17 protein-coding genes, 1 pseudogene and 1 other annotated feature are annotated in these 20,165 nt (G+C 28.1%); of the genes and pseudogenes, 3 read left to right on the forward strand and 15 right to left on the reverse strand.

The window, feature by feature from the left end; genetic code table 11:
- Position 1: 1 nt before the first annotated feature.
- From OCV55_RS02910 to OCV55_RS02940, 7 genes are all read right to left on the reverse strand, one after another.
- Entirely contained in the window at positions 2-706 is a 705-nt protein-coding gene (locus OCV55_RS02910; protein ID WP_147579754.1) for a hypothetical protein, read from the reverse strand.
- Between the two features lie 102 nt (positions 707-808).
- Complete coding sequence (locus OCV55_RS02915) at positions 809-1,441, reverse strand: hypothetical protein (RefSeq protein ID WP_032091209.1); 633 nt, start codon at positions 1,439-1,441, stop codon at positions 809-811.
- A complete protein-coding gene (locus OCV55_RS02920; RefSeq protein ID WP_147579755.1) occupies positions 1,431-1,913 on the reverse strand; it encodes an RNA polymerase sigma factor in 483 nt (160 codons plus the stop codon). Before OCV55_RS02920 ends, OCV55_RS02915 begins: the two co-directional genes overlap by 11 nt.
- Before the next feature lie 91 nt (positions 1,914-2,004).
- Complete coding sequence (locus tag OCV55_RS02925) at positions 2,005-3,573, reverse strand: sensor histidine kinase (RefSeq protein ID WP_147579756.1); 1,569 nt, start codon at positions 3,571-3,573, stop codon at positions 2,005-2,007.
- Positions 3,566-4,234 (reverse strand): response regulator transcription factor, encoded by a 669-nt coding sequence (locus tag OCV55_RS02930; protein WP_175301748.1) that lies wholly within the window; start codon positions 4,232-4,234, stop codon positions 3,566-3,568. The genes OCV55_RS02925 and OCV55_RS02930 overlap by 8 nt, the downstream gene beginning before the upstream one ends.
- A 158-nt stretch (positions 4,235-4,392) precedes the next feature.
- The gene (locus tag OCV55_RS02935) at positions 4,393-4,986 is read right to left on the reverse strand and encodes a hypothetical protein (protein WP_022002375.1); all 594 of its coding nucleotides are present in this window, start codon (positions 4,984-4,986) and stop codon (positions 4,393-4,395) included.
- Positions 4,987-5,104: 118 nt separating this feature from the next.
- On the reverse strand, positions 5,105-6,223 hold the full coding sequence (locus OCV55_RS02940; protein WP_147579758.1) for an aldo/keto reductase: 1,119 nt from the start codon (positions 6,221-6,223) through the stop codon (positions 5,105-5,107).
- Positions 6,224-6,902: 679 nt separating this feature from the next.
- Here OCV55_RS02940 and OCV55_RS02945 point away from each other — a divergent pair.
- Positions 6,903-7,748, forward strand: a pseudogene (locus OCV55_RS02945) (IS3 family transposase); the annotation flags it as partial.
- Positions 7,749-7,877: 129 nt separating this feature from the next.
- Here the strand turns inward: OCV55_RS02945 and OCV55_RS02950 are convergent.
- Positions 7,878-8,249 carry a hypothetical protein gene (locus OCV55_RS02950; RefSeq protein WP_117782877.1) on the reverse strand — a complete coding sequence of 124 codons (372 nt, stop codon included), beginning with the start codon at positions 8,247-8,249 and terminating at the stop codon, positions 7,878-7,880.
- A gap of 256 nt (positions 8,250-8,505) precedes the next feature.
- On the opposite strand from OCV55_RS02950, the gene OCV55_RS02955 reads away from it, so the two are divergent.
- Positions 8,506-8,967 (forward strand): sigma-70 RNA polymerase sigma factor region 4 domain-containing protein, encoded by a 462-nt coding sequence (locus tag OCV55_RS02955; RefSeq protein ID WP_117782878.1) that lies wholly within the window; start codon positions 8,506-8,508, stop codon positions 8,965-8,967.
- Positions 8,968-9,189: 222 nt separating this feature from the next.
- Positions 9,190-9,624, forward strand: a complete 435-nt coding sequence (locus tag OCV55_RS02960; protein WP_147579759.1) for a hypothetical protein — start codon at positions 9,190-9,192, stop codon at positions 9,622-9,624.
- A 99-nt stretch (positions 9,625-9,723) separates the two neighbouring features.
- Here the strand turns inward: OCV55_RS02960 and OCV55_RS02965 are convergent, their stop codons facing one another.
- The 7 genes from OCV55_RS02965 to OCV55_RS02995 form a co-directional block, all read right to left on the reverse strand.
- A complete protein-coding gene (locus OCV55_RS02965) occupies positions 9,724-11,292 on the reverse strand; it encodes a prolyl oligopeptidase family serine peptidase (protein WP_267309783.1) in 1,569 nt (522 codons plus the stop codon).
- A gap of 379 nt (positions 11,293-11,671) precedes the next feature.
- A complete protein-coding gene (locus tag OCV55_RS02970) occupies positions 11,672-13,174 on the reverse strand; it encodes a glycoside hydrolase family 1 protein (RefSeq protein ID WP_147579760.1) in 1,503 nt (500 codons plus the stop codon).
- A 60-nt stretch (positions 13,175-13,234) separates the two neighbouring features.
- The gene (locus OCV55_RS02975; protein WP_107029674.1) at positions 13,235-14,521 is read right to left on the reverse strand and encodes a PTS sugar transporter subunit IIC; all 1,287 of its coding nucleotides are present in this window, start codon (positions 14,519-14,521) and stop codon (positions 13,235-13,237) included.
- A 172-nt stretch (positions 14,522-14,693) separates the two neighbouring features.
- A complete protein-coding gene (locus OCV55_RS02980) occupies positions 14,694-16,604 on the reverse strand; it encodes a BglG family transcription antiterminator (protein WP_147579761.1) in 1,911 nt (636 codons plus the stop codon).
- Positions 16,605-16,831: 227 nt separating this feature from the next.
- Positions 16,832-18,322 carry a lysine--tRNA ligase gene (gene lysS / locus OCV55_RS02985; RefSeq protein ID WP_032091192.1) on the reverse strand — a complete coding sequence of 497 codons (1,491 nt, stop codon included), beginning with the start codon at positions 18,320-18,322 and terminating at the stop codon, positions 16,832-16,834.
- 33 nt (positions 18,323-18,355) lie between these two features.
- Positions 18,356-18,588 (reverse strand) — a binding site (T-box leader).
- 90 nt (positions 18,589-18,678) lie between these two features.
- Positions 18,679-19,548 carry an aldo/keto reductase gene (locus OCV55_RS02990; RefSeq protein WP_119362514.1) on the reverse strand — a complete coding sequence of 290 codons (870 nt, stop codon included), beginning with the start codon at positions 19,546-19,548 and terminating at the stop codon, positions 18,679-18,681.
- Positions 19,549-19,665: 117 nt separating this feature from the next.
- The gene (locus OCV55_RS02995; protein WP_267309784.1) at positions 19,666-20,025 is read right to left on the reverse strand and encodes a DUF6465 family protein; all 360 of its coding nucleotides are present in this window, start codon (positions 20,023-20,025) and stop codon (positions 19,666-19,668) included.
- Positions 20,026-20,165 lie beyond the last annotated feature (140 nt).

Consider the following 20,165-nt stretch of genomic DNA (forward strand, 5'->3'; position numbering starts at 1 on the left):
TCTATTTTAATGAGCTATTTATCATTGGCTTATCGTCATCGTTTTTCATAATAAAGAAAGTATACATATGATAAGGACATTCCTTTAATCCAAATAACATTGCATAGATGTTTTCTTCTTCTGTTTCTATTTCCTTATAAGCATCCAAATATTTTTTATAACCTAATACTTTTTCTAAATCTTGGTAGATTTCTAAACTATATCTTCCATCTACAAATTTATGTTCTTGTTTGAGTTTGTTTTGTATATCTTTTAGATAAGCATTTTTCCATTCAAGTATTTTATCAAAATCTACTTCCACCCATTTTCTAATTACTTCATTTTCTACTATATGATCTATTTCTAAACAATAAAGCATTTGAAATAATTGATCTTCAACAAGATTATTTGTATAAGCTTTATGAAAATGAATATTAAGTTCCCCCTCTTTTTCTTCTAAAGCAATTTCTTCTTGTTTTTCCCATTTTTTTAAACATGCATAAATAAGAATAAATTCATCTTGAGGTAGTTCATTTATTAATGAAAGTAAATAGGTTGTATATTGTAAATCCTGTGGCTGTTTATTATTGGGATTTATTTTTTTATAGTTAAGTACATGTTTTTTATGATCTTGATACAAGATTGTTGGAAAATGTGTTTTAGGCCTTTTTTGATAAAAGTAATAAAGAACAATAAGAATCATAGCAAAAACAAATAGTAATTCCATAAGATCATCTCCTTTAATTTATTGTATCAAAAAATGGAGGAAAATGAAGTGACCCTCCTAAGTTTGTCCAACTTTTTCGGTTCACTTCAAAATCCTCCATTTTTATTTAATTCTTACAAATCGATCTTTAATATCTTTGACCTTTACACCTTGTGTAACTGTCGCATTTTCATCACTATACTGTGATATAGTGCAATCGTCATCTATTTTATCTTCATAACTAATAACAAAATAAATATCTTTTTCACCATTATTGATTACTAAATAACATTCCTTTTCTTTATCAAACATCTTTGTTATATCAATCGCTTTATCTTGATAATAGAATAAACATTTATCTTCTTTTTCATCATAAACAATTTCACTATTATCATTCATACTTTCTGCAAGTTCATCACCACTCATTGGTTCTATTCCCGTAAGTGTTCCTTTTGATCCTGAGTGTGTTCCCATATCAATGACGTTACCATCCTCATCTGTCGTATAGAAATGATAAACATGATCTTCCACTTCTTCATATTGAATCATTCTTTTTTCTCCATGAAACCATACCTCTATCTTACTTTGTATACCCCCTATATCGAAAGCATAAGCTACGGTAAATGTGGAAAGTAATATAATAAATGAAGTGACAAAAGTAATAAGGGATTTAGGTATTCTTTTTTGATTTAAGTTAACTTCTTTTTGATAATGAACATGTTTAAACGCTTGTTTATACGCTTCTTTATTCTTCATCGTTCCAGTTCTCCTTGAGTTGTTTTTTTAATAATTGTCTTGCTCTAGAAAGTCTTACTTTGACATTTCCTTCATTTAATTTTAATTGTTGAGCAATTTCTTTAATTGAATAATCTTCATAATAATATAAGTGAATCACAATACTATACTTTGACGGCAAAGCCATCACTGTTTGAAATAATTCTTCATCCTGTGGGGTATCAAAAGAAATAGTAGCCATATAGTCTTCTAACGATACTTGTTTTCTTCGCCAAAACTTTCTTTGAATATCTTTTGCTTTATTAATAGCTACTTTATATAACCAAGATTGAATATGTTCTTTAGATTCAAAATCTTTTTTATATGTATGATATCTAAGAAAAGTTTCTTGAACAACATCCTCAGCATCATCAGGATTCTTTAAAATGGATAAGCCTATCGCAAAAATACGATCTTTATATGTTGCAATCACTTGTTCTGTATCTATCTTCATAACATCCTCCTCAAGAGCTCTTTCACTTATAATACGTTTTATATAGAAAAAAGGTAACAAAAAGTCTATGTATTTCTACATAAACTTTTTATTACTTATTCATTTCTATGATAAAATGAACTTCTTCGTCTTGTACAACTTTACAAGTATAGTTGTGTAAATCTAAAATATTTCTAACAATCGCTAATCCCATTCCTGTAGAATTTGTATCATTTCTGGATACATCTGCTTTATAGAGAGGTTCAAATATATGATTAATATCTTTATTTTCTATTTTTGATCCATCGTTACTTATAATTATTTTTTCTTGTCTATAAACAATATTTATTTTTTTATTTGCATATTTAAAAGCATTGTTGATTAGATTGTCAAAGACAATCATCATCAATTGTTGATCACATGAGATATTGATTTTAGGATCAATATCAATCGTAATGATTTTTGATTCTAAATCATAATGTTTTAATACTTCTTCAATCATTGGCGAAAGATTATAATTTTGTTTATGCAACTGATAAGACTTTGTCGTTCTTGTATATATCAACATTTGATTTAAAAGATTATTCATATGCTTAGATTCATCTTCGATCATTCTTAAGTATTTATGTTGTTTTTCAGGATTAACATTTTCTATCAACATTTCTGTACTATTTAAAATAACTGCGTTTGGTGTCTTCATTTCATGGGCCATTGCATTGATAAATAAGTTTCTTGTTTTATTTAATTCTTCTCTTTCATTTTCAAGATACGTATATATAAAATAAATACATGATAGAATAATTTGTACTAAACTAAACATTAAAATAAATCTATCTTTTAGACTATCTAAAACAATATTTGGGGTATCGATAAACATATTAAGTTTTATACTATTTTCTTTATTTACATAATGAACATATATCTTTGACTTATCAGAAGAAATAGCACATGTTTCTTGTTCTACTTTAATATCTTTTTCTTTTGGATTCTTTTCTAGTGTTTGTTTTGAATTAAAAAACATTAATTCAAAATCACCAAGTCTATTTTGATCGTTTGCTTTTTTATTTTGATATTTATACCATGAATAATAATTCATTGTTCCTTGTGAGTTACCAAGTTTATAAGTCATATGACTATTTTCATCATAAAAGACAATTTGATCTATGATGTATTGATTATCTTTTGAATGAAAACTCATCTTTTTTATAGTACAACCATCTTGATTTTGATTATAAAAGTCTAATAAATTATTTATCTCTTTTTTATTAAAAGATTTTTCTAGATTAAAAAGAGTATACTTATCATTTGTACTATCTTTAAAAAAGATAATAAAGTTTTTATTATTTAATTTATATTTATCTTTTACTTTATATTCAAAAGCTATATTTTGTTTAATATCAAAACCATTACCATCATAAATAGCAGATAGTACATCATGCATATTATTTTCAATATTTTTATCACTTTGCGTTATCATTTTATTCGTAACATCACTTGCTAGTGACCACATAACAGTATCCATTGTATTAAGATTACTCGTGTACATCTGCCTACCTATAATAAAAACAATAATTAACACACTTTCAATTAATAAAAATCTTTTAAATTTCTTATTTTTAAAGGCAAGATAAAACATGCCTAATAATAAAACAATACTTAACGCTCTTAAAAAATCAACCATTTTCAAACACCTTCGTTTCAAAACAATAACCTTGTTTAATCACTGTCTTTATTCCCTTTTGATAAGGTCCCAAGGCTTTTCTTAATATTTTAATATGTGTATCAACACTTCTTTCCTGTCCTTTATAATCAAATCCCCACACTTTTAATAAAATCTGTTCTCTAGATAAGATTTGATTTGGATTTTTTATAAAATATTCTAATATTTTATAATCTATTATTTTTAAATTCAAATTTTGATTATTAAGATATGCTTGTTTTTCTCTTGTATTTAACTTTAATATACCTTTTTCTAAAAATTGATAATGTTTTCTGTTTGTAATAGCTTTACATTTAGCAAGTAATACAGGTAAGGAAAATGGTTTAATAATATAATCATCACAACCTAATTCATAACCCTTTAATTGATCAACTTCTTGTACTTTGGCTGTAATAAAAAGTATCGGTGTTTCTTCTTTTTCACGTACCTTTTGACATAAAGTAAATCCATCCATCTTAGGCATCATTACATCTAATAAAATAAGATCAAAACTTTCTGTTAAAAAGCAATAATAAGCATCTTCTCCATTATCAAAACTTTTTACTTCATAGTCATTTTCTACTAAGTAATCTTCTAGTATTTCTCTTAAATGATCATGATCTTCAGCAAGTAGTATCTTCATAACAATACCTCCCTTCATCTTTAATATACTTTCTTCATTTGTAATCTTTGTGTAAGTTCTTTAATAATTTAATTTTATATTATGATATCCTAAAGATTCAACTCTATTCCATCATATTTCATATAAAAAAGAAACAGTATCATACTGTTTCCCTCGCCCTAGTTATTATTATCTTTTTTTGGTAAATACCAATAATTATTGAACTGATATAAGAATGTTTTTGAACCCGGTGGCATTTCTACAAATGCATGATATACATTCATGAAATCTACTGCTGAATTTGCAACAACAAACATAGCGGCCATTCCTAAAAAAAACTTACATTTTGTTAATGAAATATAATAAGGAACTAAACCAAATAAAATATCAGGAATAAGATTGATAGCTATATATTTTTTCTTTGTAAACTCTGTTGTATATACTCCTGCAAAACCAACACGTGGTATTTTAAACATATAAATTTCTTTATAGAAATAAAACTGACATAGTTTTGAAAGAACTAATAAAATATTTGCGAGTATAAAATAGCTAAAAAGATTTGATAAATCCATAGAATCAACATCTCTAAAAAGAACATTTAAATATTCTGGTACAAACATAATACATATAATAATAAAAGTAACAATACTTGTTTGTATATTCTGTTTTTTTCTATCCGTAGGCTCATTAAATCGAATAGCCCCTTCTTTAAGCTTATTTGTTGGAAGTGGATTAGTTTCTGGATCTAATTTCCCCATATATTTTATCTTCATAAGTTGTCTCCTCGTATATCCTGTTTCACTTTTATCTATAAATACATCATACCATACATATCACTATTTATTTTACTAAAACATAATACAAAAAAAAGAATGACATAACGCCATTCTCTTATAAGTTCTTAATATCTTGAGCGACACGTTGTAAATCTTCTCTGATTTTAATAGATTGTGGACAAAGTTTTTCACATTTACCACATTTCTTACAGAATTCAGCTTGTGCATCTCCTAGATTTGTATAACGTCTTTTAGCTATATCTTTAAGACCTAACATACCATATTCATTCCATAACTTGAAGTTACCTGGAATATCAATTCCAAATGGACAAGGCATACAATAACGACATCCTGTACATCCATTTTTAGTTTTTGCTTTAATCATATTAGCTACTTTTTCTACAAGTTTTTCTTCATCTTGATCTAATGGTTTAAAATCTTTAAAAGTAGCTAAGTTATCTTCTACTTGAGCATAAGTTGACATACCACTTAAAACAACTTTAACATTTGGAAGTGAAGCCACAAAACGTAAAGCCCAACTTGAAATGCTAACATTTTGATTATAGTCAGTAAAGACTTTTTCAATATCATCTGAAAGGCTAGCAAGAGCTCCGCCTTTAATAGGTTCCATAATAACTAATGGTACATTCTTTTCTTCTGTAAGTTTGTATCCTTTCATTCCTGCTTGGATATCTGTATCAATGTAATTTAATTGAATTTGACAGAAATCCCAATCACGATAATTAATGATTTCTTCAAATACTTCATAATCATCATGGAATGAAAAACCAAAGTTTTTAATTCTTCCTTGTTTCTTTAATTCTTCACAATAAGGAATGATATTTAAATCAATAACTTTTTTCCATGTATCTTTATTTAAAGCATGTAATAAATAGAAATCAACATAATCGACATCAAGTCTTTTCATTTGTTCTTCTAAGATTTCTTTTGCTTGTTCCAATGAATCAATTTTAAACATTGGTAACTTTGTCGCAAGATAAAAATCTTCTCTTTTATATTTCTTTAAAACTCTACCTACAAATGGTTCACTTTCGCCATCATGATAAGGATAAGCTGTATCAATATAAGTCACACCACTTTCAATAGCATGATTTAACATTCTTTCTGCTTCTACCTCATCAATAGTGCCATCTTCCTTTTTAGGAAAACGCATGCAGCCAAATCCTAATAATGAAGGATTGACATTAAGTTTATCAATTTTACTATATTCCATCCTTTTATCCTCTCTAAATTAACCTACATTTATTGTAAACCCTAAAGCTTGGTTTATGTCAAGATAGATTTAAACTTTACATTCTTGCTAATATGACAGACGACATTAGCAAATTTGTAAAGTAATCAATAAATAAAAAGGCATAAAAAAAAGCATTAATTAAAAGTTTATAAAATACTATTTTTATCCATTTACTTTACTGTTCAACCATACTTTTTCAACATAATTTGATATAATTGTTTTGTTATCGTCCTCCCTGAAAGGAGGTGATGTTAATTGTTTTCCGACTTAGTAGTATCTGTCGTGGCAGGTGTTTTAGTTTATTACATATGCAAATGGTTAGACAAAAGATTTAAGCGATAACTAGCCAAGTGTTAGACCACTCTAAAAGTTAGAAAAGGTAAGGATCCACCAATCCTTACCTTTTCGTTTTGATGCAATTGTTCTCCGACTTGCAAATAAAGTATACCATATTTTGCGTGTAGTACACAAGTTATTGTGCATTCACTTAAATTTTCATTTTACAATACAGGTTTGCCTTTTTTTGAAAAAGTGATTAAAAAACTATTGACATTTTGTTACAGGACTAAGCACCAAAGTACTTTTTTTCTTGTGTCCGTTTTACAGGGCTTTTATTTTGTGTATTATGATTATTAGAAAAATGGTGGTGGTATTATTTATGGGAACTAATTATTTTACGGATGAACAGCTTAGATTATTGGAAGAGAATCCTTATGTGGTAAAAGCATCTAAAAAAAGTATAACTTATTCAGAGGAATTTAAGGAACTGTATTGGATTGATTATCAAAATGGGATGCAACCAATAGAGATATTTAAAAAATACGGATTTGATCCGTACGCTTTAGGAGCAAGAAGACGAGATAATTTTACAGATTGTTTAAAAAAACAGGCTGCAAGAGAAGATGGTTTCAAGGATACAAGAAGTAAAAACATTTGCCCGATAAGAAAAGCCAATCCTGCAAGAAGAATGGCCAAGGCAATAAAAACATCAAATTATGCAGATAATGTTTTAAACAGACATTTTGACGAATATCGACCTGGATATGTATTGGAAACAGATATCACTTATTTGTTTTATGGTTCGAAACATTCAAAAGCCTATCTTTCAGTGGTTAAAGATGGCTTTACAAAACAAATACTCTCATATGTATTATCAACATCATTGGAAGAAGATTTCGTACTGAAAACAATAAATCAACTGTTTGAAAAGCATAAACATGATATTCATACTGATGCTTTAATTCATAGTGATCAGGGTGCACATTATACAAGCATCAGGTTCATTGATCTTCTTAAAAATTTAGAAATAAGGCAGTCAATGTCAAGAAGAGGAAACTGTTGGGACAACGCTCCTCAGGAATCCTTCTTTGGACATATGAAAGATGAACTTGGAAAATATATAAAAACTACTTCTGCATACGACAAATTAGAAAAAGTAATCAATAATTATATAGATTACTATAATAATGAACGTTATCAGTATAAACTTGCCAAACTGTCACCAAATGAATTTTTTGAATATTATAAAACAGGAAATTACCCATTGGATCATATAACAAAAGAACCTACTGAATATAGGAAAAAATTCAAGCAGGTAAAGCAAAACTTAGATAAGAACCTAACAATCAAAAAGCTAGTAAGTGTCATCAACGAAATATCTCATCTCAAATAAACCATTGGGTAACTTACATAGATGTCTAAGAATCAAATCAATATCGTCGTCATTTAATGATACATAGCCATATTCATCCATTTTTGTAAAGATAACAGTTCCATTAAATACACCATCACAATCGCCTGGGTAAGATCTATAAATGATAGTTGTATCGTTATCATAGACACTTAAATCTCTTACAAGGAGATAAACTGAAAGATCATCTTCAAAAAGATAGTCACGATAATCGAAAACACTTAATTCCTTTTTAACAAGGTTTTCCATTTTTTTAGTTTTTAAAATTTTTAATTCATTATTTTTAATAATTACATATCTATAATATTTTGACATAAAAATATATCCTCCCGGTCTTAGATACCTAGAGGATATATTTATTTCTATTCAGTTTTAAGTACTTTTTTATTTATTGTCCTTGACATGGGGTCCACTTTATTTTGATTATCTCTTTTTAATAAAATTAGTTGTTAATTTATGCTATATATGTGCATTTTATGCACTTTTTTTATTTATTGTAAAATTTTTCTTTAGATTTATTTATTTATTAAATTTTCTCACTTAAACCTCTTAATTCTTGAGGTGTCAATTTATGTCAAATAAAATCAAAATAAATCTAAAACAATACTATCCTGAACTTTATAATAACGATTACTTTATTGAAGTAGATCAAGAAATCGTTAATGTTTTCATTGAATTTCAAAGAGCTGAATGGAATTATAACCAAAAAATTAAATATCATAAGTCTTATTATTCTCTAAATAGTCAACCTTATTTAGAAAATGAATCACTTAATATGAATTTATCAGCAGATAAAATGATAAATGATTTATCACATAAGGAAATGATGGATTACATATTTTGTTGTATTAGGAAACTTCCAAAAAAAGAAAGTTCCAGAATAATAAGATATTATTTAGAAGGAAAAAACTTAATCCAGATAGCAAGGGAAGATCATGTTTCCATAACAGCAGTACATTTATCAATTCAGCTAGGATTAAAAAAGCTTAAAGAAGTTCTTAACAAGGATGATTATTCGTTAATTGATGAATAGACAATTTAAAAAAATAGTTTCTCATTAGTTTACTCGCATATTTGTACAGATCATTTGAAATTAAGATATATAATTTCTCACATGACCATTTTAATTGATTATATATCTATATTCATCGTTAATGAAAGTTAAAATAAACTGATGTTAAATTACACTTAAAAAAGTGATTAAACTATATAATCTATTATCTTTTTATATAATTATTATTAGGGGTATTACAAAATGAATGATATAAAAAAAGAAAATGAAACATTAAAACAAATTATCGATAAACTTGTAGAAATGATACATGATATAATACAGCCAATGTATAAGCAACATTATTATAATTTTATTATTTTGAAATATGACATTTTCTATAACTTCAAAATGCATATAAGCATTGCTAATGATCCTAAGCAAAAAAATATATTCAACAAAACAAATGAACAAACATTAGATGCTACAATTGAAAATGAAATCTCTATTATTAAAAAGGAAATAGAATATTCATTAAAATATTGTAATATATATAATTTTCCAGAATCTTTCTTCAAGGAAATCACTAATCTATCAGTTGAATTTGCTGAAACATGTAAAAAATATTCTTTAATCAAAGAAAAGGAAAATAAATCTTTTGATTGGTCAAAATTCATCAAACAAAAAAGAAATCAATAAAAAAAAGAAGCCTTTTCAAAAACATATAGTCATATTGCCATATGTTTTAGTGGCCTCTTTCAATCTAAACATAAAGCTATTTTATAAACTCTTTATGTTTTAGCATTCTTTTCTTTTTCTTAAAACAACATAACCAATAGCAGCTGATAATACCAATAATGTTACTGGCAATACAACATTCAAATGATCACCTGTATTTGGAACTGAAACAGTTTGATTATTATCAACATCAGTTGGTTGATCAACTGATGGTTGTTGAGTTACATTGTTACTTGGATTTGTTTCTACCGGATCTTTTTCATCTGGTTTTACAACTGGTTCGTTTTCATCCGGATTCACAACTGAATCTTCATCATTTGCTAAAGTTTGTTCTGCTATCCATTCAAATAAACTTTGTCCTTTATCATTTGTTGGATCATTATTTAATGCATATACCCATGACCAGTGTCCTGAATATGTATGTATTAAATCAGATCCTTCATCATAACCAATAACATGATCATATAATGTTAAAGTGACATCAGCACCAAGTTCTTTTAATAAATAATAGTTTGCATAACTGTATTCTACATCAACAGTTGTATCATCTTTACTATGTACCATCCAAATAGGAACATCCTTAATTGCTTCAAAATCTTCAGTTGTATAAATTCCAGGTGCACAAATTGGAACTGCTGCAGCGAACATATCAGGAGCTGCTAATAATGTTTGCCAAGTCATATATCCACCTGCTGAACATCCAGCAATAACAACTCTATTTGGATCAATATTATTGTTATCAATGACATCTTGAATCAATGCAATAGCTTGTTCTGTATAATCTTTGCCAGCAAATGTCCAGTTATCTGGAGTTTCAGGGGCTAATACATAAGCACCACCAAATATTTCTTGAGCTTCTTCAGTAGCAAATCCTACCCCACCTTTATTACAAAGAATGTGTGTGATATTTGATAATCCACCTTCACCTGAACCATGGAACCAAACGATTAATGGACGTTCACCTTCACCAAGAGTTGGTTCATATAAACGATATGTTAAACCATTGGATTTTCCAGCAGAGAATTGACCAGCAATTGGACGATAAACATCATCATTTGTTAATAAGATTTGATCACCTTGTTTTAAGTTTCCTAAATTTTGATTTGAAGTAATTGTATAATGCATATCCAATAATACATTGAGTGATTCAAAAATACTAAAAGCTCCATCTTTCATAACTATATCATAATCACAAGTATTAGATTGCTTAACAGTTGTTAATACACCATCAACATACTCTTTCCAACCATATTTTAATTCAATAACAACATATTGTCCTTCTGCATCAGCTTCACCATCAGGAATACTTGTACTGTTAACATACATATTTGTAATATCCCTTGATCCTTCATAGTATGTTTTTCCAGTTGAAATACCAATACATGCTTCTGGTTCTTCATTTTTCGCAAACACTTCAAAAGCATCTTCTTTTAATTCATCTGCTGAAATAACAGACCCCAAATCTACAACTACACTTGTTACACTTTCTCCATAATCAAACACTTCAGCAACAATTTTAGACTCACCTTTATCAACGCTATTTTCTTCTAAAGCCATTACTGAACATACTGATGATCCTAAAAGCATTGATGCAATAAGAGTAGAAGAAATAATCTTCTTCATATTCATTTTACTTTCCCTCCTGTTTTCTATCTTCATTATTATTAGAAAATTTCAATAAAGATTTTTAATGCTTTTACACCTCCACGTTTCAGATTATCTTTATTTGATTTTCTGATTTTATTTTATTGAAACGCTTTTTTATTTTCGATATTTCTTTATTCAATTTAAACAGTGTTTTAAATTCATTTTCTTTTAAAAGATATTTTAATAAAACATTGTTTCATTTTTTATATTTCTTTTGATAGAGAAAAAAGACTATGAAAAGGATGATTGACCTTCTTTCATATTCTTTCAATATGATTGACTTTTTATTTATGTCATTTCATAAAGAAGTCATTTGTTTTATTTTCAATTATATTTATTTTGGGAGGCATAAATATAGTTTTTAATCTAGGACTTCACCATTTGATTCAATGACTTTTTGATACCAATAGAATGAATCTTTTTTCATTCTTTTCAAACTTCCATTTCCTTTATCATCTAAATCAACATAAACAAAACCATATCTTTTCTTCATTTCACCAGTTCCAGCTGATACAATATCGATACAACCCCAAGTTGTATAACCTAATAAATCTACTTTATCTATTTCTACAGCTTTTTTCATTTCTCTGATGTGTTCTCTTAAATATGCAATACGATAATCATCATGAATGCCATCTGCTTCAACAACATCATCATTTCCCATTCCGTTTTCTACAACAAATAATGGTTTTTGATAACGATCATATAATTCATTTAAAACAAATCTTAATCCTTCTGGATCAATTGGCCATCCCCAAGGTGTTTTTTCTAAATATGGGTTTGGTGATGCTTGTTGTCCACCAGTAGTTGTCGTATTAGGAGAAAAACGATCAAATGCAGTTGTTCGATAATACGAAAATGCAAGATAATCAGATGTATTTTCTTTTAACCATTTTTCATCCTCAGGTTCCATCTTTAATTTAAAATTATATTCATCAAAAATAGCTTGTGCATAATTAGGATAATATCCTCGACAAGTAACATCACTAAACATCAATGCTTTTCTTCTGAATTCATATGCTCCAAATACATCATCCGGATGACAAGTCGCAGGATAAATTCCAGAAAGTGCACACATTGTACCTAACATAAAATGTGGATTGATCTCTCTTGCCATTTTATTTGCCATTGCGTTGGCAACTAACATATGATGAATTGATTGAAACTTAATTCCCGCATCTTCTAATGGTGTTTCTCCTTGATTAGAATGAGCTCCAGTTTTACGATGATTCGAAGCTAATCCAAGTGTCCAATAACCACCCAATACATTTATTTCATTAACGGTAATCCAATAAGTAACTTTATCTTTCCATCTTTCAAAAAGAACTTTTGCAAATTTTAAATAAAAATCAATTAATTTACGATTGATCCATCCACCATATTTAGTAGCTAAATTTAAAGGCATATCAAAATGTAAAATTGTTACTAATGGTTCTATATTATGCTTTTTTAATTCATCAATAACATTATCATAAAAATGTAGTCCTTCCTCATTAGGTGTTTCATCATCACCGTTAGGAAATATTCTTGTCCACGATATCGAAAGACGATACGTTTTAAATCCCATTTCTGCCATTAAAGCAATGTCTTCCTTGTAGTGATGATAAAAATCTGTAGCTTGATGGCTTGGGTAATAATACCCTTCTTTTAAGAAACCAACATATCCATAAGGAATGCATTCTCCCATTTGGATTGTCACTTCATCACCTTGATCATTCTTACAAAAAATACGTCTAGGTTCATCCTTAGTTCCATTAGTTATTAAGTCGTGAACAGCAATTCCTCTGCCACCTTCCTGCCATCCACCATCATATTGATTAGCGGCAGTAGCACCACCCCATAAAAAATTCTTTGGAAAACTCATATTTCATTTACTCCTTCTTCGTTTTACATTAATTAAACAATTTTTAAAGAACAAACTATTTTATTTTTGTTCAAGTTTGGCTTGTTTATTAGACATCAAAACAAATGGAACCCAAATAATAAATGTAACAATTAAAATAATAGCTTGAACAATAATTCCATGAATTCCATAGCTAATAAATCCTGTTACAAATACTGGTAACCCTGGTGGACAATCAAGTACTCCACAAGTTAAAAATCCTATATTTGTAGCAACTACAGCAATAAATGCTGCAATAACTGAATTAAGTATAAATGGAATTGCAAAGATTGGATTTAATACTAAAGGTAAACCGAAAACTACTGGTTCATTAATACCACAAATACCAGGAATTAATGAAAATTTTGCAATAGATTTATGATCTTCACGTTTTGAAAAAATGAAAATTGCTATTAATAATGATAGAGTAATTCCTCCTCCACCAACAACAACGAAACTAGTCCAAAAACCTCTTGTTAAAATATTTGTTGCAACTCCTCCAGCTTGTACAGCAGAAATGTTTTCTGCAAGTCCAGCAGCAGATAAAGGACCTCTAACTCCTTCAATAACCATACCACCATGAATACCTAAAAACCAGAATAATTGATTTGCTAATGCAAGAACAAGAATACCACCTGTTGTATTTGCTAACGCTTGTAACGGAAGTTGAATAATATTGTAAATCCAAACATTTAAATAATTACCAGTGAATGTATTAAATAAACATCCCCCAACTGAAAATGCAGTAATAATAATGAAAATAGGGATTAAAATATTAAATGAACGAGCAATTCCTGTTGGAACCGAATCTGGCATTTTAATTTTAATAGCATCAATGTTAGTCAATAATCCAAAAAATTTTACAGCAACCATTGACATAATCATTGAAACAAATAGTCCTTGTGCTCCAATAACACCTGCACCTAATCCATTGACCACAACTGGATCTTTTAAACCTTCGACCACTGTACTTATTGTATTTGGACATACAGCTAAATAACTTAATAATCCAATTAACCCACTTTCTAATTGTGGTAAGTTTTCTTTTTCAGCAAGTTTATAACCAATTAAAAATGCAATTGGTAATGACATACAAGAAATAGTCACAAAATTTATCGCTGTAAATGCTGGAGATAAATTTGATAACCATGGAACCCATTGTGCCAAGCCATTAGCTCCAGATACTAATATATTTAACATACTACCAAATGAACCAACAATAATAAACGGTACAAACATCGTAAATGCTTCTTTAATCGAACCAAGATATTTATTTGTTTCGACTTTTGAGCTTATTGATAACAAAACATTTTGTAATTTATCTTTCATTTTTATTTCCTCTCTCTCTAAAAAATATAAGAATTTATTTCTGCAGATCTATCTATATCTTTCATATGTAATTATAAAGCCTCTATTATAGAACTCAATGTATATAAATTCCATTTCATTGTGGAACTTTTCAAAATATAGAAAAAGAATTGATAAATTACCAATTCTTTATCTATATTTTCAATTCAATATCATTAAATATTTTTATAATTTCTTCTTGGTTTTGTTTTTTTATAATTCTTTTTATATAGTTAGAATTATCCGCAAAATAAGAAAGTTCCTTATATAAATCTAAGATTTTTATCCCTATATTTTTACCAATAAGCGGTATAATAACAAGTTGTACTTTTTTCTTATTCCATAAAATAGGTTTTGATAAAATACCTATAATAATTTTTGTCTTTGGTTCATCAACACAACAAGATAAGATGGCGAGCATATTTTCTAATTCATAGTTTCCTATACAATCCTCTTCAATCAAATTTTTTGAAATACTTTCATTTCCTAAAGTATTTTTTATAATATAAGAAAGAACTCCTTCCTTTGTTTCTTCATTAATATTTTTTATTATTAAATTCCTCTTAATTACTTCTTGCATATGAAAACTATCTTGATCATCCAAAAAGGAGAGTATTCTTTGTTTATCATTATTATTTAAAAAATAATTAACTTCTATTACTGGTATAGGCAACTTATTTTTTATCGGTGTGCTCGTTATAAGAAAATCAACATCTTCAAAATCATAACTTTTAATTCCAATATAATCAACCGTTTGAATTTCATTTATAAATTTTCCGTACATTTCCTTTATCTGATACGCTAAAGTACTTGATGTTCCTCTTCCTACACCGCACATTACAAGAATGTTCTTTTTATCTTTTATTTTCTTTCTAAGAAGAGCAAGTTCTAAATGTAACGCGATATATCCTATTTCCTCATCACTTAAATTATTTCCATGATAATCTACAAGATGACTACATGCAGCAACAGCTAATTGATAAGCCAATATATTTTGTTGTTTTATTTTATCAATAAGCGGATTACGAAGAACTACATTATATCTTGAACGAACCTCTAATGGAATAAGATGTAAAAGTAAGTAATCTCTTAATTCATTATCATTAGAAAAATCAATGTGCCATTGTGATTGAATATTAACTAACATAGTATTTACAATTTGATTAACATCAAAATCTTTGATAATACGATGAATACTTTCATCAAAATTTCTAATAATTCTCTTTGATGCTAAATGTATTGAAAGAGACACAATTTCTTGATCACTCATCTCAATTCCTAAGTGTTTATGAATTTGTTTTGCTAATTCTACAGCAACAACACTATCAGTCCAACGAGAAATATCAATAATCATTTCTTCTGTAGCTTTCAATAAAATACCTTGTTTAATTCTTTTTAATGATACAAAAATAACAATAATAAAGTTTTGAACAGATACTTCTGACATTGAAATTTGATATTTGACCATTACATTTTCAAGAATTTGACTAATATTTTGAATCATTAACAAATCATTAGAATTAAACTGATTTCCTGGAAAATCATCGCGTTGATCAATATAAGAAATATATATTGCTGCTAAGCATAATCTCTTGTTAAATTCTCTTCCTTCTACTCTCATTCCATAATGTGGTTTTTGTACTAATTTTAAATCATATTTTGACAGTGATTTTCTAATTCCCTTTAGATTTTGCGACAATACAGAAGCAGAAACAAATAGCATTTCACATAATGTTTCTGATTTAACCCAATCATTAGACTCTATCAAATATTTTTGAATCCAATCTTCTCTTTCATTAACACTAAAAACAAAAGAATCTTGTAAAGAGCGATAGGAATTACATAAATTAATAAATTCATCAACATTATTAATAACTAATTTTAATCCTTGAGATGTTTTGACATCAATATAATTCTTTGTTGATTTCATGTCTTCATTTATTAATTTAATGTCTTTTAATATTGTTTTGGTACTTACATTACATAACGCACTTAGATTTTCTGAAGTCACATATTCGCCGTTCTCTTTTAAATATTTTAATATTGTATAATTTCTTTCATTCATATTGCTATTATAATATTTTATCTAGAAATTTGTCTACTCATGCTTTTTAACATATTAAAACCAATTAGCTATAATATATACTTTTAATAAGAAAAGACACATCTAATTAATGATTTTTATACCTAAATAAGTGCTATTTTAAGTATATTTATCATCAATAAATGTGTCTTATTTTGATGTGTTAATCACAAATTTAAAATCAAAAAAATGTTGATTTTATTGTTGTTTTATTTGTTTCTTGGTTTCATTTGAGGGAATAAGATAACTTCTTGAATAGATTCTTGTCCAGTTAATAACATAACTAATCTATCAATACCCATACCCATTCCACCTGTTGGTGGTAAACCGTATTCTAGAGCTTCTACGTAATCTAAATCCATTTCGTTTGCTTCATCATTTCCTAATTCTTTTTCTTTTAATTGATCAGCAAATCTTTCATATTGATCGATTGGATCATTTAATTCAGTAAATGCGTTAGCATATTCGTTTCCACAGATGAATAATTCAAAACGTTGTGTGAAACGTGGGTCTTCTAAATTCTTTTTAGCAAGTGGTGAGATTTCAATTGGATGACCATATACAAATGTTGGTTCAACAATTGTTTCTTCTACATATTTTTCAAAAAATTCATTGATAATATGTCCATAACCAAAGTGAGCTTCTACTTCAATACCATGTTCTTCAGCTAATTTTTTAGCATCTTCAAATGACATATGTTCATTGAAATCAATACCAGTTTTTTCTTTAATAGCTTCTGTCATAGAAACACGTTTAAATCCTGGAGCTAAAGAAATATGATGTCCTTTATAATCTAATTCATAAGTTCCATTAACTTCCATAGCTGCATTAGAAATAATACCTTCAGTTAAATCCATCATTCCTTCAAGATCACTAAATGCTTTATAAACTTCAATTGTAGTAAATTCAGGGTTATGAGTTCTATCCATACCTTCATTTCTAAATAAACGTCCAATTTCATAAACAGCATCCATACCACCAACAATTAATCTCTTTAAAGATAATTCAGTCGCAATACGTAAATAGAAATCAGTATCTAATGTATTATGATGAGTAACGAATGGTCTTGCAGCTGCTCCACCTAAGATTGGATTTAGTACAGGTGTTTCAACTTCTACATAGTTTTTACTATCTAAATAATGTTGAATTGAACGAATGATTCTTGGTCTTGTAAACGCAATTTTTTTAGCATCTTCATTCATGATTAAGTCAACATATCTTCTTCTATATCTTTCTTCAATATCACTTAAACCATGGAATTTTTCTGGTAAAGGACGTAATGCTTTTGTTAAGTGTGTATATTCACTTACTTTAATTGAACATTCTCCAGTATTTGTCATAAATACTGTACCTTTAACCCCAATAATATCTCCAATATCACCTTTTTTAACGATTTCATAAGCATCTTCACCAATAGTATCTTTTCTTACATATAATTGGATTTGTCCATCTCTATCTTGAATATGCATGAAACATACTTTACCTTTACGACGTTTAGTCATAATTCTACCAGCTACAGATACTTCTACAGCCATTTCTTCTAATTCTTCATGAGTTTTTTCACCATATTGTTCTTTAATACCTTTTGAATAAGCAGTTACATCAAATCTTTGACCAAAAGGATCAATCCCTTTATCAATAAGTTCTTGCATTTTTTCTCTACGAACAAGTTCTTGTTCACTAAATTTTCTTTCTTCCATAATTTCCTCCTAAAATATAAAAAACTCTCCATCCCATGGGACGAGAGCTAAATCGTGTTACCACCCAAATTCATCAATAGGTCACCCTATTAACCTCAATAACTATCTATTAATAGTCTTGCCTATAACGTGGCTTACGTCATCTTATCAAAACATCCAAGATGCAGCTCCTAGTCTTTATTCATAATAGTTTCATTATCTTTTCCACCAACCAAGACTCTCTTTGAATGAAGGGCTATTATTACTTGTCTATTCATTGCCTTTATTTCTACTTCGTTATCTTAACTTAATTCAAATTTATTGTCAATATAAGCGATAAAATTAGTTTTAATAATGAAAAAATGCACGTAAGTGCATTAATCATGAATCTTATTATTTAAAACCATTCTTACAAAATCAGGTTCAAAATGTTTAGCTCTTGATCCTGAATATCCCATATCTAATAATGAAATTTGTTTCATTTCTTCTTCATTTAATTCAAAATCAAAGATATCTATATTTTCTTTAATTCTTTCTACATGTGTTGATTTTGGAATAACAACGACTCCTCTTTGTACATTCCATCTTAGAATTACTTGTCCTACAGACTTATTATATTTAGCTGCAATTCCTTTTAACATTTCATCTTCAAATGGATTATATCTTCCTCCACCTAGTGGTGCCCATGCTTCTGGAATAACATCATAATATTTCATTGTTTCTAACGCCTTTTCTTGAGTGTAATATGGATGGAGTTCTACTTGATTGACTACTGGTTTTACTTTAACAACTTCACAGAAGTTTGTAAGAATATTTGGATAGAAGTTAGAAACACCGATTGCTTTTAATTTACCTTCTTGATAAGCAGTTTCCATGGCTCTCCAAGCACTGAAATAATCACCACAAGCTTGATGTAATAAATATAAATCAAAATATTCTAAACCACTTTTTTCTAAAGAAGCTTCAATTCCTTTTTGGGCACTTTCGTAATCCATCATATCTTGTACCCATAATTTAGAAGTAATAAACAAATCTTCTCTTGTACAAAGACCATCAGCAATTGCTCTTTTTACAGCAGCTCCTACAGCATCTTCATTATAATAAGCAGCAGCTGTATCAATTAAACGATATCCCGCTTTAATTGCTTGATAAACTGATTCTTCACATTCTTTTTTATCTGGTACTCTAAAAACACCAAAACCTACCATTGGCATTTTTAAACCATTATTTAATGTAACATATTCCATTATATGATCCCCCTTTTGCTTATATTTTAAATCATCTATATAAATCTTCAAATACTTATTAACTATCATCTATCATACATTTAAAGCATAAAAAAAGAACCTCTCGGTTCTCCTCTATTATTTTTTAGTAGTTTTTTTAGCAGTTGTTGCTTTTTTAACAACTGGTTTAGCTTCTTTAGCAGCTACAGCTTTTGCTGCAGTAGCTTTTTTAGCTGGTGCTTTTTTGGCAGCTGTTTTTTTAACAACTTCTGGATATTCAGGCATAGCATTAACATCTAATTCACCTTTTAATTCAGAACCATCTTTTTTAATTGCTACAAAGAAAACTTTAGCAGTTTCAGGTAAGTAATAAATATTTAAAGTTTCAACTTCTGTTGTTTTTACACCTTGTTCTTTTAAAGTTTCTTTAACGTATTTATCTAAATCACCATTTTTAACATTCTTTTCTTGGTATTGTACTTCGATCATTGTTTTCATATTCTCTCACTTCAAAACCTCAGTTTTTACTTCCTCCTTGGTAAGTATTCTATACCATTTTTTTTATTTGTAAAGTGTTTTTCTTAAGAAAAAGCGCATGAAATCAACGTTTTTCTCTAATCACTTATCATAAGAATAAA

Source organism: [Clostridium] ammoniilyticum (assembly GCF_025566905.1).
Classification (GTDB): domain Bacteria; phylum Bacillota_I; class Bacilli_A; order Erysipelotrichales; family Coprobacillaceae; genus Faecalibacillus; species Faecalibacillus intestinalis.

What these genes read in the sequence shown, in the direction of transcription:
- OCV55_RS02910 (WP_147579754.1), bottom strand. Translation starts at nt 706, where the DNA reads ATGGAATTACTATTTGTTTTTGCTATGATTCTTATTGTTCTTTATTAC.
- OCV55_RS02915 (WP_032091209.1), bottom strand. Translation starts at nt 1,441, where the DNA reads ATGAAGAATAAAGAAGCGTATAAACAAGCGTTTAAACATGTTCATTAT.
- OCV55_RS02920 (WP_147579755.1), bottom strand. Translation starts at nt 1,913, where the DNA reads ATGAAGATAGATACAGAACAAGTGATTGCAACATATAAAGATCGTATT.
- OCV55_RS02925 (WP_147579756.1), bottom strand. Translation starts at nt 3,573, where the DNA reads ATGGTTGATTTTTTAAGAGCGTTAAGTATTGTTTTATTATTAGGCATG.
- OCV55_RS02930 (WP_175301748.1), bottom strand. Translation starts at nt 4,234, where the DNA reads ATGAAGATACTACTTGCTGAAGATCATGATCATTTAAGAGAAATACTA.
- OCV55_RS02935 (WP_022002375.1), bottom strand. Translation starts at nt 4,986, where the DNA reads ATGAAGATAAAATATATGGGGAAATTAGATCCAGAAACTAATCCACTT.
- OCV55_RS02940 (WP_147579758.1), bottom strand. Translation starts at nt 6,223, where the DNA reads ATGGAATATAGTAAAATTGATAAACTTAATGTCAATCCTTCATTATTA.
- OCV55_RS02950 (WP_117782877.1), bottom strand. Translation starts at nt 8,249, where the DNA reads ATGTCAAAATATTATAGATATGTAATTATTAAAAATAATGAATTAAAA.
- OCV55_RS02955 (WP_117782878.1), top strand. Translation starts at nt 8,506, where the DNA reads ATGTCAAATAAAATCAAAATAAATCTAAAACAATACTATCCTGAACTT.
- OCV55_RS02960 (WP_147579759.1), top strand. Translation starts at nt 9,190, where the DNA reads ATGAATGATATAAAAAAAGAAAATGAAACATTAAAACAAATTATCGAT.
- OCV55_RS02965 (WP_267309783.1), bottom strand. Translation starts at nt 11,292, where the DNA reads ATGAATATGAAGAAGATTATTTCTTCTACTCTTATTGCATCAATGCTT.
- OCV55_RS02970 (WP_147579760.1), bottom strand. Translation starts at nt 13,174, where the DNA reads ATGAGTTTTCCAAAGAATTTTTTATGGGGTGGTGCTACTGCCGCTAAT.
- OCV55_RS02975 (WP_107029674.1), bottom strand. Translation starts at nt 14,521, where the DNA reads ATGAAAGATAAATTACAAAATGTTTTGTTATCAATAAGCTCAAAAGTC.
- OCV55_RS02980 (WP_147579761.1), bottom strand. Translation starts at nt 16,604, where the DNA reads ATGAATGAAAGAAATTATACAATATTAAAATATTTAAAAGAGAACGGC.
- lysS (WP_032091192.1), bottom strand. Translation starts at nt 18,322, where the DNA reads ATGGAAGAAAGAAAATTTAGTGAACAAGAACTTGTTCGTAGAGAAAAA.
- OCV55_RS02990 (WP_119362514.1), bottom strand. Translation starts at nt 19,548, where the DNA reads ATGGAATATGTTACATTAAATAATGGTTTAAAAATGCCAATGGTAGGT.
- OCV55_RS02995 (WP_267309784.1), bottom strand. Translation starts at nt 20,025, where the DNA reads ATGAAAACAATGATCGAAGTACAATACCAAGAAAAGAATGTTAAAAAT.